14 protein-coding genes are annotated in these 17026 nt (G+C 61.4%); 10 read left to right on the top strand and 4 right to left on the bottom strand.

Annotated elements, in window-relative coordinates; all coding sequences use genetic code 11:
• The first annotated feature begins 24 nt into the window (after window positions 1-24).
• The 7 genes from cpdA (at window position 25) to HNQ83_RS03825 (ending at window position 8291) form a co-directional block, all read left to right on the top strand.
• Window positions 25-840, top strand: coding sequence for a 3',5'-cyclic-AMP phosphodiesterase (cpdA, locus tag HNQ83_RS03855; RefSeq protein WP_175387827.1), 816 nt, complete (start codon window positions 25-27; stop codon window positions 838-840).
• 187 nt (window positions 841-1027) lie between these two features.
• Window positions 1028-1636: a YqiA/YcfP family alpha/beta fold hydrolase gene (locus tag HNQ83_RS03850; protein WP_175387745.1), complete on the top strand. Its 609-nt coding sequence runs from the start codon at window positions 1028-1030 to the stop codon at window positions 1634-1636.
• A gap of 78 nt (window positions 1637-1714) precedes the next feature.
• Complete coding sequence (gene parE, locus HNQ83_RS03845) at window positions 1715-3619, top strand: DNA topoisomerase IV subunit B (RefSeq protein WP_175387744.1); 1905 nt, start codon at window positions 1715-1717, stop codon at window positions 3617-3619.
• Entirely contained in the window at window positions 3619-4608 is a 990-nt protein-coding gene (locus HNQ83_RS03840; RefSeq protein ID WP_175387743.1) for an esterase-like activity of phytase family protein, read from the top strand. The genes parE and HNQ83_RS03840 overlap by 1 nt, the downstream gene beginning before the upstream one ends.
• A complete protein-coding gene (locus HNQ83_RS03835; protein ID WP_175387742.1) occupies window positions 4605-5129 on the top strand; it encodes a TIGR02281 family clan AA aspartic protease in 525 nt (174 codons plus the stop codon). Before HNQ83_RS03840 ends, HNQ83_RS03835 begins: the two co-directional genes overlap by 4 nt.
• 7 nt (window positions 5130-5136) lie before the next feature.
• The gene (parC, locus tag HNQ83_RS03830; RefSeq protein ID WP_175387741.1) at window positions 5137-7401 is read left to right on the top strand and encodes a DNA topoisomerase IV subunit A; all 2265 of its coding nucleotides are present in this window, start codon (window positions 5137-5139) and stop codon (window positions 7399-7401) included.
• A gap of 176 nt (window positions 7402-7577) precedes the next feature.
• Entirely contained in the window at window positions 7578-8291 is a 714-nt protein-coding gene (locus HNQ83_RS03825) for a membrane integrity-associated transporter subunit PqiC (protein WP_175387740.1), read from the top strand.
• 253 nt (window positions 8292-8544) lie between these two features.
• Here HNQ83_RS03825 and HNQ83_RS03820 read toward each other — a convergent pair whose 3' ends face one another.
• Entirely contained in the window at window positions 8545-10053 is a 1509-nt protein-coding gene (locus tag HNQ83_RS03820; RefSeq protein WP_175387739.1) for an AhpA/YtjB family protein, read from the bottom strand.
• A 135-nt stretch (window positions 10054-10188) separates the two neighbouring features.
• Here HNQ83_RS03820 and serB point away from each other — a divergent pair, with 135 nt between their 5' ends.
• On the top strand, window positions 10189-11403 hold the full coding sequence (gene serB, locus HNQ83_RS03815) for a phosphoserine phosphatase SerB (protein WP_175387738.1): 1215 nt from the start codon (window positions 10189-10191) through the stop codon (window positions 11401-11403).
• 130 nt (window positions 11404-11533) lie between these two features.
• On the opposite strand, the gene asd is transcribed toward serB, so the two are convergent.
• The 3 genes from asd to HNQ83_RS03800 are packed head-to-tail and all read right to left on the bottom strand — an operon-like array spanning window position 11534 to window position 14809.
• A complete protein-coding gene (asd, locus tag HNQ83_RS03810) occupies window positions 11534-12394 on the bottom strand; it encodes an archaetidylserine decarboxylase (RefSeq protein ID WP_175387737.1) in 861 nt (286 codons plus the stop codon).
• An 18-nt stretch (window positions 12395-12412) separates the two neighbouring features.
• Window positions 12413-13228 carry a rhodanese-like domain-containing protein gene (locus HNQ83_RS03805; RefSeq protein WP_175387736.1) on the bottom strand — a complete coding sequence of 272 codons (816 nt, stop codon included), beginning with the start codon at window positions 13226-13228 and terminating at the stop codon, window positions 12413-12415.
• Between the two features lie 42 nt (window positions 13229-13270).
• Complete coding sequence (locus HNQ83_RS03800; RefSeq protein ID WP_175387735.1) at window positions 13271-14809, bottom strand: HDOD domain-containing protein; 1539 nt, start codon at window positions 14807-14809, stop codon at window positions 13271-13273.
• 166 nt (window positions 14810-14975) lie between these two features.
• On the opposite strand from HNQ83_RS03800, the gene motA reads away from it, so the two are divergent.
• Window positions 14976-15827 carry a flagellar motor stator protein MotA gene (gene motA, locus HNQ83_RS03795; protein ID WP_175387734.1) on the top strand — a complete coding sequence of 284 codons (852 nt, stop codon included), beginning with the start codon at window positions 14976-14978 and terminating at the stop codon, window positions 15825-15827.
• 3 nt (window positions 15828-15830) lie between these two features.
• Window positions 15831-16853, top strand: coding sequence for a flagellar motor protein MotB (gene motB, locus HNQ83_RS03790; RefSeq protein ID WP_175387733.1), 1023 nt, complete (start codon window positions 15831-15833; stop codon window positions 16851-16853).
• Window positions 16854-17026 lie beyond the last annotated feature (173 nt).

The following is a 17026-nucleotide window of genomic DNA, read 5'->3' as shown; positions in this document are numbered from 1 at the left end:
GTGATCACGCCCTGGGAGAACGCCTTGCCGAGCGTATCCACTTTGACCGCCGCCGATCCGGCGTTGCTGGTGCAACTGTCCGATAGTCACCTGTTTGCCGAGGCGGACGGCACGTTGCTGGGCATGAATACCCGCGACAGCCTGCAAAAAGTCATCGAGCAGGTGCGCGCGCAGCAGCCCCGGATCGATCTGATCCTGGCCACTGGCGACCTGTCCCAGGACGGCACGCTGGAGTCTTATCAGCTGTTTCGCGATTTGACCCGTCAGCTCGATGCGCCAGCGCGCTGGATTCCCGGTAACCATGACGAGCCGCAGATCATGGCTGAGGCGGCGGTGCAGAGTGCCTTGCTGGAACCGGTGGTGGATATCGGCAACTGGCGGATCACGCTGCTCGATTCGGCGGTGCCGGGCTCGGTACCGGGGTATTTGCAGGACGAACAGTTGCAGTTGCTGGCCCGCTCATTGAGCGAGGCGCCTGAGCGGCATCATCTGGTGTGCTTGCACCATCACCCGGTGTCGATCGGCTGTGCGTGGATGGAGCCCATTGGATTGCGCAATCCAGAGGCTTTCTTCGAAGTACTGGATCGTTTTCCACAGGTACGTGCCGTGCTGTGGGGGCATGTGCATCAGGAAATCGATCAATTGCGAAACGATGTGCGTCTGATCGCTTCACCGTCGACCTGCATTCAGTTCGAGCCGGGTAGCGACGATTTCAAGGTCGGGGAGCAGGCGCCGGGCTATCGCTGGTTGCGACTGCTGCCGGATGGGCGGCTGGAAACCGGGGTGGAGCGGGTGGCCGGGTTCGATTTTACGGTGGATTACGGTTCCGACGGCTACTGAGAGACCGAGTCGCTGCTTTCGCGAGCAGGCTCGCTCCCACAGGGATTTGTGAGCGACGCAGAACCCATGTGGGAGCGAGCCTGCTCGCGAAAGCGTCCGCCCGGACGACTCAATTTCTGCATATATCCCCGATTCCCCGACACCCTGTAAACTCCGCCTTCCTCAACCCGACGCACAGGGAGTTCAAATGTCCGGCTCGATCCTTTATATCCACGGTTTCAACAGCGCGCCTGCATCAAAAAAGGCCACTCAGTTGAGCCAGGTGATGGAGCGGCTGGGCTTGAGCGAACATTTGCGCGTGCCCGCCTTGCATCACCATCCCCGCGAGGCCATCGGTCAGCTGGAACAGGCGATTGCCGAGCTCGGTCGGCCATTGCTGGTCGGCAGCTCGCTCGGCGGCTACTATGCGACTCACCTGGCCGAGCGCCATGGTCTGAAGGCCCTGTTGATCAACCCCGCTGTCAGTCCGCACCGGATGTTCGACGGATTTCTGGGGACACAGAAAAACCTGTATACCGACGAGGCCTGGGAACTGACCCACGACCACGTGACGGCGCTGGCCGAGCTGGAAGTGCCGGCCCCCCGGGACCCGCATCGCTATCAGGTATGGCTGCAGACCGGGGATGAAACGCTGGACTATCGCCTCGCCCAGCAGTATTACCGAGCCTGCGCCTTGCGTATCCAGGCGGGCGGCGACCATAGTTTCCAGGGGTTCGCCACCCACATTCCGGCGATGCTGAGTTTTGCCGGTATCGGTGCGGATGTGTATCAGGCCATTGATTTCGCGGCGCTTTGATTTCACGGCAGACGTTGCCCGGTTGTGTACTGAACCTTTTTTACTGAACAGCTTTTTACTGAAGGACGACGAGACCCCATGGCCACTCCCAGCGCTAGCTCTTATAACGCCGACGCCATCGAAGTCCTCTCGGGCCTCGACCCGGTGCGCAAGCGCCCCGGCATGTACACCGACACCAGTCGACCGAACCACCTGGCCCAGGAAGTCATCGACAACAGCGTCGACGAAGCCTTGGCCGGGCACGCCAAATCGGTGCAGGTCATCCTGCACGCCGATCACTCGCTGGAAGTCAGCGATGACGGCCGTGGCATGCCGGTGGACATTCACCCCGAAGAAGGCGTGTCGGGCGTCGAACTGATCCTCACCAAGCTCCACGCGGGCGGCAAGTTTTCCAACAAGAACTACCAGTTCTCCGGCGGTCTGCACGGGGTGGGTATTTCGGTGGTCAACGCGTTGTCGACTGAAGTCCGGGTGCGCGTAAAGCGTGACGGCAACGAGTACCAGATGACCTTCGCCGACGGCTTCAAGGCCAGCGAACTGGAAATCGTCGGTACCGTCGGCAAGCGCAACACCGGTACCAGCGTGTTCTTCTCCCCGGACCCGAAATACTTCGATTCACCGAAATTCTCCATCAGCCGCCTCAAGCACGTGCTCAAGGCCAAAGCCGTACTGTGCCCGGGGCTGCTGGTCAGCTTTGAAGACAAGGCCACCGGCGAGAAAGTCGAATGGCATTACGAAGACGGCCTGCGTTCCTACCTGGTTGACGCGGTCAGCGGTTTCGAGCGCCTGCCGGACGAGCCGTTCTGCGGCAGCCTGGCCGGTAACAAGGAAGCAGTGGACTGGGCGCTGCTGTGGCTGCCGGAAGGTGGCGACGCGGTGCAGGAAAGCTACGTCAACCTGATCCCGACCGCCCAGGGTGGTACTCACGTCAACGGGCTGCGCCAGGGCTTGCTCGACGCCATGCGCGAATTCTGCGAATTCCGCAGCCTGCTGCCGCGTGGCGTGAAGCTGGCACCGGAAGACGTCTGGGAGCGCATCGCCTTCGTACTGTCGATGAAGATGCAGGAGCCGCAATTCTCCGGCCAGACCAAGGAGCGCCTGTCGTCCCGCGAAGCGGCGGCGTTCGTTTCCGGTGTGGTCAAGGACGCCTTCAGCCTATGGCTCAACGCGCACCCGGAAACCGGCCTGATGCTGGCTGAGCTGGCGATCAACAACGCCGGTCGTCGTCTGAAGGCCAGCAAGAAAGTCGAACGCAAGCGCATTACCCAAGGGCCGGCGTTGCCGGGCAAACTCGCCGATTGTGCCGGGCAGGACCCGATGCGTTCCGAGCTGTTCCTGGTGGAAGGTGATTCCGCCGGCGGTTCGGCCAAGCAGGCGCGGGATAAAGAGTTCCAGGCGATCCTGCCGTTGCGCGGCAAGATCCTCAACACCTGGGAAGTCGATGGCAGCGAAGTGCTGGCCAGTCAGGAAGTGCACAACATCGCGGTGGCCATCGGTGTCGATCCGGGCGCCGCGGACATGAGCCAGCTGCGTTACGGCAAGATCTGCATCCTCGCCGACGCCGACTCCGACGGTCTGCACATCGCAACCTTGCTCTGTGCCTTGTTCGTCCAGCACTTCCGAGCGCTGGTCGATGCCGGTCACGTTTATGTCGCCATGCCGCCGCTGTACCGCATCGACCTGGGCAAGGAGATCTACTATGCCCTGGACGAAGCCGAACGCGACGGGATTCTCGATCGCCTGGTGGCCGAGAAGAAGCGCGGCAAGCCGCAGGTCACCCGATTCAAAGGCCTGGGTGAAATGAACCCGCCGCAGCTGCGCGAAACCACCATGGACCCGAACACCCGGCGCCTGGTGCAACTGACGCTGGATGATTTCGAGGCGACCTCGGAAATCATGGACATGCTGCTGGCGAAAAAGCGCGCCGGCGACCGCAAGAACTGGTTGGAGTCCAAGGGCAACCTGGCCGAGGTTCTGGGCTGATGCGTCTGGGCTTTGCCCTGGCGTGTGCGTTGCTGCTGACCTCGATGACGGTGTCTGCCGAGCCGACACCGCAGCTGCGCCTGTTGTCCGAGCATGCTGTCGATGGCATGCGCGGCGGCAACCTGTCCGGGCTGGCCCAGTGCGGCAAGGAGCTGTGGACGATCTCCGACCGCGACGACGATCAGATCTACCGTCTCGAAACCGGCCACGGCGTCTGGCACGCCGAAGCGGTAGGCATTGGCGTGCCGCCGGTGCCTGACAGCGGTTTGCCCTGGGGCTTGCGTTCGCGTGCCTGGGTTGCTTCCTTTGTGCGGGGCGGGGACCTGGATTTCGAAGGCATCACCTGCGACAGCGCCGGCAACCGCTATGTCGTCAGCGAAGCCCATGCGGCGGTGCTGCAAATTCCGCCAACGGGGCCGACATCCTGGCTGAAGATTTCGCCGATCATGGTTCGCGAGGCGCGGGCCAGTGGCATGCTGTTGCGCTTCAACGCCTTGTTCGAAGGTCTGGCGATCAGTCCGGAGGGTGACAAATTGTGGTTGGCTGCCGAACGCGAGAGTCGCGGCTTGCTGTTGATCAAGCGCAAGCAGACCGTCTGGGACTGCGACGGCGGCTGTGTGCTGCTCAGCGAAGCCGGAAAGGAAATGCAGCCTGAGCAATTTCCCCACGCCCGGGCGATGCCCCGGGATTTCGCCGATCTGTCGCTGTTCAACGGCAAGCTGTTTACCCTTGAGCGCAACGCGTTCGAGATTTGCCGCCGCGATGCAGTGACGGCCAAGGTCGAGCGCTGCTGGTCGTTTGCGCAGGAGGCGTTGCAGGAAAATCGTCGTTATCCACAGCCTTTCGGGTTGGCGGAAGCGTTGGTCGTGGACGCCGAGGGCGCCTGGATTGGCATCGACAACAATATCGGTGCCCGCACCGATGGCGAGGTCAGGCCGATCATCTGGCGCTTTGCCGCGCCGGAAGGCGGCTGGAGCGCCAAGCCATGAGCCAGCAGGCACCGGGTAAACGCGCCGGTCGGGTATTGATGGTGCTGGCCTGGTGCGCGGCGCTGTTTCTGGCGACGCGGTTTTTTGGTCAATGGGAAGAACGCCGGCAAAATCCCAATGCCATGGTCAGTTCGCAACAAGGCGACGGTTTCGTCGAGGTGAAACTGATCGGCAACGCCCAGGGGCATTTTGTCGCCAGCGGCCAGATCAACGGCCAACCGGTGGATTTCATGCTCGACACGGGTGCGACCGATGTGGCGATCCCGGCAGAGTTGGCCAAACGCTTGAAGCTGGAAGAAGGTTTCGGTGTGACCCTGAGCACGGCCAATGGCCTGAGCCAGGGCTATCGCACCCGTATTGAGCGCCTGCAGCTGGGCGACATCGTGCTGCGGGATGTCCGCGCGCTGGTGGCGCCCGGCCTGCATGGCGACCAGGTGCTGCTCGGCATGAGCGCGCTGAACAAACTTGAATTTACCCAGCGCGGTGGCACCATGCTGCTGCGCCAGACAATGAACCGATGAGGCCCGCATGAGCGACATCCTTGCAGACAGCTTAGATGGCGTAGAACGCCGATCGCTGGCTGACTTCACCGAAAATGCCTACCTCAACTACTCCATGTACGTGATCATGGACCGCGCCTTGCCGCATATCGGCGACGGCCTGAAGCCGGTACAGCGGCGCATCATTTACGCCATGAGCGAGTTGGGGCTGGATGCCGATTCCAAGCACAAGAAATCGGCGCGTACCGTCGGTGACGTGCTCGGTAAATTCCACCCCCACGGCGACTCGGCCTGCTATGAAGCCATGGTGCTGATGGCCCAGCCGTTCAGCTATCGCTACACGCTGGTGGACGGTCAGGGTAACTGGGGTGCGCCGGACGATCCCAAGTCCTTCGCCGCCATGCGATACACCGAGGCGCGGCTGTCACGCTATTCCGAAGTGCTGCTCAGCGAACTGGGCCAGGGCACTGCGGATTGGGGGCCGAACTTTGACGGTACTCTCGACGAACCGCTGGTGTTGCCCGCGCGTTTGCCGAACATCCTGCTCAACGGCACCACCGGTATCGCCGTGGGCATGGCCACCGACGTACCGCCGCACAACCTGCGCGAAGTCGCCAGCGCCTGCGTGCGTTTGCTCGATGAGCCCAAGGCCACGGTGGAGCAGCTCTGCGAACACATCCAGGGCCCGGACTATCCGACCGAAGCGGAAATCATTACGCCGCGCGCCGATCTGCTGAAAATGTACGAAACCGGCAAGGGCTCGGTGCGCATGCGCGCCGTGTACCACATCGAAGACGGCGACATCGTCGTCACTGCTTTGCCGCATCAGGTATCCGGGGCCAAGGTCCTGGAACAGATTGCCGCGATGATGCAGGCCAAGCCGTCGAAAGCGCCGCAGGTCGCGGACTTGCGCGACGAGTCGGACCACGAGAACCCGTGCCGCATCGTGATCATTCCGGTCAACAGCCGCGTTGATCACGAAGCGCTGATGCAGCACCTGTTCGCCACCACTGACCTGGAGTCCAGCTACCGGGTCAACGTCAACATCATCGGCCTCGACGGCAAGCCGCAGCTGAAGAACCTGCGCGCCTTGCTGGTGGAATGGCTGGAATTCCGGGTGCAGACCGTTCGTCGCCGCCTGCAGTTCCGCCTCGATAAGGTCGAGCGCCGCCTGCACCTGTTGGACGGTTTGCTGATTGCCTACCTCAACCTGGATGAAGTGATTCACATCATCCGCACCGAGGAGCATCCACGGGCCAAGCTGATCGAGCGCTTCGCCCTGAGCGAAATCCAGGCCGACTACATCCTCGACACCCGGTTGCGTCAGTTGGCGCGTCTGGAAGAAATGAAGTTGCGTGCCGAGCAGGATGAACTGCTCAAGGAACAAGCCAAGCTGCAAGCCTTGCTGAGCAGCGAAACCAAGTTGAAGAAACTGGTGCGCAGCGAGCTGATCAAGGACGCCGAAACCTATGGCGACGACCGTCGCTCGCCAATCGTCGAGCGCGCCGAAGCCAAGGCGCTGACGGAAACCGAGCTGCTGCCCAACGAGAAAGTCACCGTTGTGCTGTCGGAAAAAGGCTGGGTTCGTTCCGCCAAGGGTCACGAGATCGACGCCACGGGCCTTTCTTATAAAGCCGGCGATGGATTCAAGGCGTTGGCGGCGGGGCGTTCCAACCAGTTTGCAGTGTTTATCGACTCCACTGGCCGCAGCTACTCGGTGGCCGCGCATACCTTGCCATCGGCCCGTGGCCAGGGCGAACCGCTGACCGGTCGTCTGACGCCGCCGCCGGGCGCGAGCTTCGAATGCGTGCTGATGCCGGACGACGACGCGCTGTATGTCATCGCGTCCGATGCCGGTTACGGTTTCGTGGTCAAGGGCGAAGACCTGCAGGCCAAGAACAAGGCGGGCAAGGCGCTTTTGAGTCTGCCCAACAACGCCAAGGTCATCCTGCCGCGTCCGGTGGCCGATCGTGAACAGAACTGGCTGGCTTCGGTGACCACCGAAGGTCGCCTGCTGATCTTCAAAATCAGCGATCTGCCACAATTAGGTAAGGGCAAAGGCAACAAGATCATCGGGATTTCCGGTGAGCGAGTGGCCAGTCGCGAAGAATATGTCACGGACATCGCCGTCATTCCGGAGGGCGCCACCTTGGTGCTACAGGCCGGAAAACGTACCTTGTCACTGAAAGCGGACGACCTCGAACACTACAAAGGTGAGCGTGGGCGTCGTGGTAACAAGTTGCCACGTGGCTTCCAGAGGGTAGATGCGCTGCTCGTCGAAAACCTCAATTAAGCGTACTAGAGGCGTTGGTCCACGATTTAACGCGTGGATCGACGCTTTCGCGCTGGAGTCGGAACGCATATTCACGGATGATATGGCCTTTCAAGCGCCGGCGTGGCCGAGCGTTCTTCATATTTATTGAGTATTTTCACTGTGATCAGCCTTGTGGCGATCACCTGGATGGGACGATGACTGCTCTGCGCCTTCCTTTTATTTTGATGCTCGCTGGCGTTCTTGGCCTGGCGGGTTGCAGCGTTCACCAGCCGGTGTCGCTGTATCAACTGGACAGCGGAAGTCCGGTCCAGCCTGCGCAAAGCGCGGGCATGGCGGTATTGCTTGGCCCGGTAACCGTTGCTGACTACCTGCAGCGCGAAACCCTGTTGCAGCGCCAACCCGATGGCAGCCTGCAAGCCTCGGTCGACGGCCGTTGGGCGGGGAGCCTGTCTTCGGACATCGATCAGTTGCTGCTGCGTCAGGTCGCCGGGCACCTGGACAGCCAGCGCGTGGTACTGGCGCCGGCAACCGTAGGCTTCACCCCGGATGTTCAGGTGCTTTTGACCATCACCCGTCTGGATTCGGGTGAAAAACAACCGGCGATCCTCGATGCCCAGTGGCGCCTGATCGACCGCCGTGGCCAGGTGCGCGACAACCGCATCATTCATCTTCAGGAGCAACACGCCGGCACCACGGCAGCCCAGGTTCAGGCCCAGGGTGTGTTGTTGCAGAAGCTCGCCGAGCAGTTGTCGGTTGCGCTCAAGCCGCTGGCCAACCAGCCGCCGATCGCCGAAGCGCCTCGCAAACCGGCACCGAAACCGGCAGCACCTGCGGCGGAAGCGGAAAAGCAGCCGAAGATTCCGATGGCTGCGCCGATTCGTACGGATATGGAAGTGTTCCGCTTCTAAGTCTGGACCGATACAACACAAAGCCCGCATCGATGCGGGCTTTGTTGTTTTTGCAGGTTATAAATCTTTAGTGCCTGTTCCGACCCCTTCGCGAGCAGGCTCGCTCCCACAGTTGATCCAGGTTGCCCACAAAAGGTGTTCTCGCTGAAGAGCCATTGTGGGAGCGAGCCTGCTCGCGAAGGCGTCCGGACAGGCAACAAAAAGCCCGCAGACGATCACTCATCTGCGGGCTTCTTCGTAGCGGCGTTAGTGGTTACGCCCGACGCTCATGCATCCGCGCCAGTTGCCGCTCCAGCATCGACGGATAAGGCTCCATCAGGCGTTCCACGCAGCACGCACCCTCAGGGCTGGCAATCGGCCGGATTCGTGCGCGTTGGCGGATCAGCGCATCATCACTGATCTTGCGCTCCACCAGCAGCAGGTTGCGGCTGTGCTGCGACAGGGCGAGGGCGTCCTGGGCAGGGTCGGTCAGCAGCAGGTCGATCTGGCTCAGGCCGAACAACTCGTCGCCCAGTGTCAGGCCCAGCTGCAGTTGCAGGGTGATGCCGCTGTCGGCGACTTCAATCTGCAACTGATGGCCCAGTGCCCGCAACAACTCACCGCAGCAGATGGCGTTGGTCAGGTAGTCGTCGCCGCTGTCCTCGGTGTGGAACAGCATCAGCGTGCTGCCATCGTTCAGGGTGTGCAGCTCGCTCTGGTAGAGCGACGCAGCCTGGTCGAGGCAGTCGCGATAGCGTTTGAGCAGTTCTTCCAGGCGAGCGCGGGGCAGGCGACGCAGTTGCTCCTGAGAGCCCAGCTGTACGGCCAGAACCGCGCTGTGTTGCGGTACGCTGGATTTGGTCAGCGTTTTTGCCGGGCTGTCCTCGGAATCATCGAGCAGATCGGCGAAAGCGTCGTCATCATCATCGACGGTGCTGACCGCTCGCCGTGGCACAGCTTTCACCGCAGTCATCGGGCGACTTTCGTCGAAGCTCGGATCACGCAGGTTACGCACTTCGAAGCCCGGTTCGGCATCGTCGTAGTCGCTGTCGTCGAACTCGGGCTCCGGCACAGGTTCGGGTTCGGCCGGTTCCGGGGCGAAGTCGGCGTGTAGCTGGCGCGCCAGGTCGCCGATCTCGTCCTGACGTTCGGTACCCGGGGTGTGCTCGTCGATATGGCGCAGCCACACCCGCAATTGCAGGAGCGGCGTAGTGATGTGCCGGCCCAGGCGCAGACTCAAGGCCAGGGACAGGGCCAGCAGAATCGCACTCAGGATGCCCATGCTCTGCAGGCTGATGGTCATTGGCTGCTGGAACTGATCCATATCCAGGCTGATGCGCAACTGGCCGGCGGTCACGTCCTGGAAGGTGATCTTGCTCTGGTAGATGCCTTCGGCCTCGCCCAGCAGGCCGTGCTTGGGGCGCTGACCGGCTTCGGCAAGGATGCGGTTATCCATGCTGTAGATGGCGGCGTGGGCCACCAGCTTGTTCTTGGTCAGGTTGTTGAGCAGCACGTTGAGGCTGAGGATGTCGTTGGACACCAACAGCTCGGTGGCGGAGGTCGCGGTCTGCGTGGTCAGGCTTTCACCCAGTGCATCCGCCTGCTCGTGCATGGCCTGCTTGAACTGCAAGCCCATCACGCCGGCATAGATCACCAGGGCCAGGGCGACCAGGATCACGTTATGGCTGGCAATGCGCAATGCAATCGGTACACGGCGATGGCGCAGTGCCCGGAAGATCAGCAGAAAGAAGTTATCGGTTTTTACTGGCGTGGGCCGGTTCACTTGAGCTCGGCTCTTTTGTCCGTGAAGTTGACGCGCAGTATAGCGACAGGCCCTAGACCGGCAAAGCGCTCACGGTGCCCGATGGTCACTGAAAGTGGGTAGAATGCGGTTTTTTTCCACCTGCGGGGGTGCGCCTTGCGCGAAATCGTCCTGATAAACATCACTGGTGAGGACCGTCCCGGTCTGACCGCGGCCATTACCGGCGTTCTGGCCCAGGGTGGTGTAAACATTCTCGACATTGGTCAGGCGGTGATTCACGACACGCTGTCGTTTGGCATCCTGGTTGAAATTCCTGACACCGAACAGGGCAAGTCGGTCCTCAAGGACATCCTGTTCAAGGGCTATGAGCTCGATCAACAGGTGCGTTTCACGCCGGTGTCCGAAGAGGACTACCGGCAGTGGGTCGGCAACCAGGGCAAGAAGCGCCACATCGTGACCTTGTTGACCCGCAAAGTAACCGCCGGCCAACTGCAGGCCGTCAGCTCGATCACTGCCAAGTATGGCCTGAACATCGATCACATCGATCGTCTGTCCGGGCGCATGCCGCTGGATACGCCGGCCGACAAGGGCAAGGGCTGCATCGAGTTTTCCGTGCGCGGCGAAGCGGCTGATCCACAGGCCCTGCGGGCTGAGTTCCTCAGCGTCGCCCAGGCGCTGAACGTCGACATCGCCTTCCAGGAAGATTCGCTGTTCCGTCGCAACCGTCGCCTGGCGGTGTTCGACATGGATTCGACCCTGATCGAAGCCGAAGTCATCGACGAACTGGCCAAGGCGGCTGGTGTGGGCGACAAGGTGTCGGAAATCACCGAGCGGGCGATGGCCGGTGAACTGGATTTCCGCGCCAGCTTCAAGGAGCGCCTGGCGTTGCTCAAGGGGCTGGACGTCGGTGTGCTGGATTCGATCGGCGCATCGCTACGCCTGACCGAAGGCGCTGAAACCCTGTTCGCCGAACTCAAGCGTCTGGGCTATAAGACAGCGATTCTGTCGGGCGGCTTCACCTACTTCGCCAAGCAATTGCAAGCGAAGCTGGGTATCGACTATGTGTTTGCCAACGAGCTGGAAGTGGTCGACGGCAAGGTCACGGGTGTGGCGATCGAGCCGATTGTCGATGCGCAGCGCAAGGCTGATCTATTGAAGGAGTTGGCGCACAAGGAAGGCTTGCGTCTGGAACAGACCATTGCGGTCGGCGACGGCGCCAATGACTTGCCGATGCTGGCGATTGCCGGGTTGGGCGTGGCTTTCCGCGCCAAGCCGCTGGTCAAGCAGTCGGCGAAGCAGGCGATTTCAACGCTGGGGCTCGATGGCGTGCTGTACCTGCTGGGCTTCCGTGATCGCGACGGGCAGCTGTAACACCGTAAAAACACTGTAAATCCGTGTGGGAGCGAGCCTGCTCGCGAATGCGGTCGTTCAGTTAACGCGGATGTTGACTGTTACACCGCTTTCGCGAGCAGGCTCGCTCCCACATTAGATTTCATTCAGTTCAGGCTTTTCGCAGGCCCATGCCCTGACCCATCTGCACTGGCGAACCCGCCGCCAGCTCTTCAGCCCATTTCACCTGATCCGGCCCGAACAGCACGACAGCGGTCGAACCCAATTTGAAACGACCCAGCTCCGCACCTTTTTCCAGGTGAATCGGCGCGCGGGCGGCTTCGTCGTAGCGGAAGGTTTTCAGTTCGCGTTTCGGCGGCGTGACCAGGCCGGCCCATACGGTTTCGATCGAGGCTACGATCATTGCACCCACCAGCACCACGGCCATCGGCCCGCGCTCGGTGTCGAAAATGCACGCCACGCGCTCGTTGCGGGCAAACAGCTCCGGCACGTTTTCAGCGGTGGTCTGGTTGACCGAGAACAGGCGGCCCGGAATGTAGATCATCTCGCGCAGGGTGCCGGCCAGCGGCATGTGCACGCGGTGGTAGTCCTTGGGCGACAGGTAGATGGTGGCGAAATCACCGCCCATGAACGGCGCAGCATTCGCAGCATCGCCACCCAGCAGTTCCAGCACGCTGAAGCTGTGGCCCTTGGCCTGGAACACGCGACCGTGCTCGATCGGGCCGAGTTGGCTGACCGCACCGTCGGCCGGGCTGAGGATCGCCCCCGGTGTTTCGTCCAGTGGGCGGGCGCCGTCTTTCAGGGCGCGGGTAAAGAAGGCATTGAAGTGTTCGTAGGCGGTCAGGTCTTCGACCAGAGCCTCGGACATGTTCACCTGGTAACGCTGGGCGAACCAGGCGGTGAAGGCATTCTTGAACCAGCGCACGCGGCATTCGGCGATACAGCCGGCCAGTCGCGAGAGCAGGTTGTGGGGCAGCAGGTATTGGCTGAGGATAAACAGACGCTTGTTCATTAACTGTCCTTAAAAACCTTAATTCTCTACAGGGGTATCGGGATGATTGCCCCATTCGCCCCAGGAGCCGGCGTAGCCCTTGACCCGCGGATAACCGAGGGACTTGGCCACCAGATACGTGAAGCCGGACCGGTGATGGGTCTGGCAGTGGGTAATGATTTCTTTGTCAGGCGTGATGCCCAGTTTCTCGAGGATCTGCGGCATATCCGTGCGAATACGCAGCTGGCGCGCCTGATCCATGCCTGCGGTCCATTCGAAATTGACCGCGCCGGGAATGTGTCCGCCCTTGGCGGCCAGCACTTTCTCGCCAGAGAACTCCAGCGGACCGCGTGCATCCCAGATCGCCAGGTCAGCAGCCCCCAGACGGCTTTGCAGGTATTCGCGGGTGGCGGTGGGTTCGTCGTGCAGGGTCAGCGCAACCGGACCGCCCACGTGCGGCGGGATCTGGATCGACATGGGCAAGCCTGCTGCCAGCCAGGCGGTCAAGCCACCGTCAATATAGTGGTACTTGCGGTGGCCGATGACATCCAGAAGCCAGATAAAGCGTCCGGCCCAACCGCCGCCTTCGTCGTCATAAACCACGTAGACCGCATCGGGATTGTGCCCCAGTTCACCGAACAAGGCCTCGAGTGCCGCTTGCGACGGCATCAGCCCCGGCGCAGGTGCCTGGCCGAGTTGCGTGCGTTTAGGATCGACGAACCGCGCACCGGGAATATGCCCTTCGGTGTAGCGAGCGCTGCTGGTCAGGTCCACCAGAATCAGTTCGCGAGCGTCGAGGCGAGGGAGCAAGTCGCTCGGTTCGATCACCAGCGGCAAGCCAGAGAAGTCAGACATGTGAGGTCTCCAGAGCACAAAAGGGAGGATTGTAACGCAGCGTCATTTGCCGCGCTGACTAAAGCTATGCAGGGCTTTCTCGATGCACTGCGCGGTTTTGCCGAAGGCTTGCACGGTGATCTCCGAAAGCGGACCGCCGCCCTGGTCCGCCACGACGATCATGATCACCCGGCCATTATTGACCAATGAGCGCAGCAACAGGTGTTCGCCGCTGAACTGCGAACGCAGGCTGTTGGGCAGCAGGGCGGAAAATTGTGCGTTGTTGTCCGGTGTCAGGCGCACCTGAGCCTGTTGCGCGAGCAAGCGTTGCAGGACGGTGCTCTGGCTGACCGCAAAATTCAGCCCTGCCGCTTCCTTCGGTAGCCCGGCGGTCTGGTGCACCCGCAGATTGGCGTGAGTGCGATCGGCCATCAGGATCATCACGCGGCGCATGCCGCACGCGACCAGTGCGTCACGGGCCGAGGTGGTCAAATGCATGGCGTTGGTGAAGGGGCTCGGCTCGTGCAGCAGCTCGGTACATTGTCTGCGCCACTTTGCCAGGTCTTCGGCGGTCGGAGCCGGGGCCGGCAACAGACCGGCGTGGATACGGTTCGTGCCCCATGGCCAGATCAGCGCGACGGCGGGGTGCCACAGGTCGGGCATGGCGTGTTGGCGCGCACTGTTGGCCGCCTGCTGATGCAGTTGCTGCTGTACGTCGTCCATCGGCATTTGCAGATAAAGACTGGTCAGGTACTGCCAGCGCTGACTGTGCGGACTGACCCAGGCTTGCTGTGCCGAGAGCGCCAGACCGTTGGCCAGCAGCACCGTGTTGGCCGGTTGATTGAGCCAGCGGCGCAGGGTCGGATCGTCATCAAGACGATTTTGCTGGCGCAAGGGGTGCTCGCTGTCGCGGGCAATGCGCAGGACTTTCACCAGTTCCCGTTGCTCGGTGAGCAGCAGCCGATAGCCTTGCTGCACCCAGATCGGCAGGCGCCAGGCTTGCACCAGGGCCAGGCCAATGTCCAGCAGGCGCACGCCAAACAATTGCTGTTCGACCTTGCGCGCCGACTCGCCTTTATGAATGACCCGCAACTCCCAGTCTTCGAGCAATTGCGGGTGGGTCAAGGCCATCGGCCACAGCGGCGACAGAAACAGCAGGCTGCCCCAATGAATGTCCTGCCACAGGCGCGCCAGGCGGCTGGCAAAAAAACCATTGGCCTGTTGAGTGGCGTGCTGACTGATCATCTGCAACTGGCGCAGGGCTTTAGGAATCTCGGCCATGGGCTCGGCGGGCAAGCGCTCAAGCAGTTCTTCGGTGCGTTTGAGGCCGAGGCGGTTGATCGCGACTTCCAGATTCTCCGCGGGTTCGCTCATGCTGCCATGGGTGTGCCGGTTGGCCTCGCGGATGACGCTCAAGGCCAGGGCCGGGCTGTCCTGCATCAACTCGGCGATGTCGCGCAACGAGCTGCGACTGTCGCGGATCGCCCGGCAAACACGGTCGTGACTGGCTTGCGGAACCGGCAGGCGCACGCCATCGAGAAGCTTGATCCAGCCTTCGAGCGTGGTTGGTTTTGGAGTCGGGACGTTCGTTTCGTTAGCCATGTCTGGAGGCGATCATCGTCAGCATTACCCGGGCCCGGAGTGGGTCAAATTGGCTTTTCGCCTGAACTGGCTATAGTCTGGCGCAGTTTTGCCGATAAATAGAAGAAGAGATTTTTTAACTTCCGAATATGACCTTGAACCCGACTCAGTAAGTGCTCTCCTACCTATGGCTAAAATAATCGGCATCATCGTCGTATTCGCGAGCGTGCTCGGCGGATACGTGCTCTCCCACGGCAAAATTGCCGCCCTGATCCAACCCTTCGAGGTCATGATTATCGGGGGCGCGGCCCTCGGCGCATTTCTCCAGGCCAACCCCGGCTACATGACCATGCACGTGCTCAAGAAGTCCCTGAGTATGTTCGGTACGCGCTTCAATCATGGCTTCTATCTTGAAGTCCTTGGCCTGATCTACGAGATCCTCAACAAGAGCCGCCGCGAAGGCATGATGGCCATCGAAGGTGACATCGAGGATGCTGCCGCGAGCCCGATCTTCGCCAAGTACCCTTCGGTTCTCAAGGACGAGCGCATGACCGCGTTCATTTGCGATTACCTGCGCATCATGTCCTCCGGCAACATGGCCCCCCATGAGCTTGAAGGCCTGTTCGATATGGAGCTGTACAGCCTCAAGGAAGACCTGGAGCGCCCGTCCCACGCGGTGAACGGCATCGCCGACGCCATGCCCGGCTTCGGTATCGTTGCGGCGGTACTGGGTATCGTGGTGACCATGGCTTCCCTGGGTGAAGGCGATCAGAAGTCCATCGGCCTGCACGTGGGTGCAGCACTGGTCGGTACCTTCTTCGGTATTCTCGCTGCCTATGGCTTCTTCGGTCCGCTGGCGCATTCCCTGGCGCACGACGCCAAGGAAGAACTGAATATCTATGAAGCCATCAAGGCTTCCCTGGTGGCCTCGGCTTCCGGCATGCCGCCATCGCTCGCCGTGGAGTTCGGTCGCAAGGTTCTGTACCCGGCGCACCGTCCTAGCTTCGCCGAGCTGGAACAAGCGGTTCGCGGTCGCTAAGTCATGGAAAATAACCAGCCGATAATCATCAAGCGCGTCAAGCGCATCGCCGGCGGGCATCACGGGGGCGCCTGGAAAATCGCCTTCGCCGACTTCGCCACGGCGATGATGGCGTTCTTCCTGGTGTTGTGGCTGTTGTCCACCGCTACACCAGAACAGAAGCTTGCCATCGCCGGTTACTTCAAGGACCCGATCGGCTTCACTGAAAGCGGCACGCCGTACATCATCGATCTGGGCGGCACGCCAGAATTGGCGCCGGAAAACACCCTCAACCCCGAGGTGAAATCCCAGCCGCAGCCGGACAAGGTCACTGTCGACGCCGAGCAGGTTGAAGGCATGGCCGAGATGGTGGAGAAGGAACGTCTCGAACTGTTGCTGCAAGAACTGCAGAACAAGGTCGAAGAAAATCCGCAGCTGCAGAAATTCAAAGACCAGATCATGTTCGAGATTACGCCTGACGGCTTGCGCATCCAGATCGTGGATGCCGAGAACCGGCCGATGTTCGACTCCGGCAGTGCTCGTCTGAAACCGTATTTTGAAGACATCCTGCTGGCCATGGCCGACACCATCAAGGCGGTGCCGAACAAGATCAGCATCAGTGGACACACCGATGCCAAGCCGTATAGCGGCCAGGGTGATTTCGGTAACTGGGAGCTTTCGGCCAACCGAGCCAACGCCGCTCGCCGCGCGCTGGTCGCGGGCAGCTATCCGGATCAGCAGGTTGCGCGGGTTGTCGGTTATGCCTCGTCGGCCCTGTTTGACCGCGAGCATCCGTTCAACCCGGTCAACCGCCGTATCGATATCGTCGTGCTGACCAAGAAAGCCCAGCGTGCCATCGAAGGTTCGCAAGGCGCGGAACCTGCTCCGGATGCCCCGCCAGCGGCTCCGGGTCAGGCACCGGGCACGCCCGCTGATCCGAACGCGTTGCCGGCGGACAAGGAGCCGCTGCCGGCCCATGAATTGCGCGAACGGCTGAATCTGTTCGATGACCCGGCGCCAAAACCGGCCGAAGCACCGAAACAATGATCTAGATGATTGGGTGGTGGCTATCCAGCCGCCTTCGCGAGCAGGCTCGCTCCCACAGGGGAATGCGTTGTCCTTGTGGGAGCGAGCCTGCTCGCGAAGGCAATGCCCGAGTCAGTACAAAATCCCAAGCGAAAAAAAGCCGCGAACATCTCGCGGCTTTTTTGTCTCTGCGG

Source organism: Pseudomonas sp. C2B4, from assembly GCF_013359695.1.
Classification (GTDB): Bacteria; Pseudomonadota; Gammaproteobacteria; order Pseudomonadales; family Pseudomonadaceae; genus Aquipseudomonas.
This window is presented reverse-complemented; position numbering and strand designations above follow the sequence as displayed.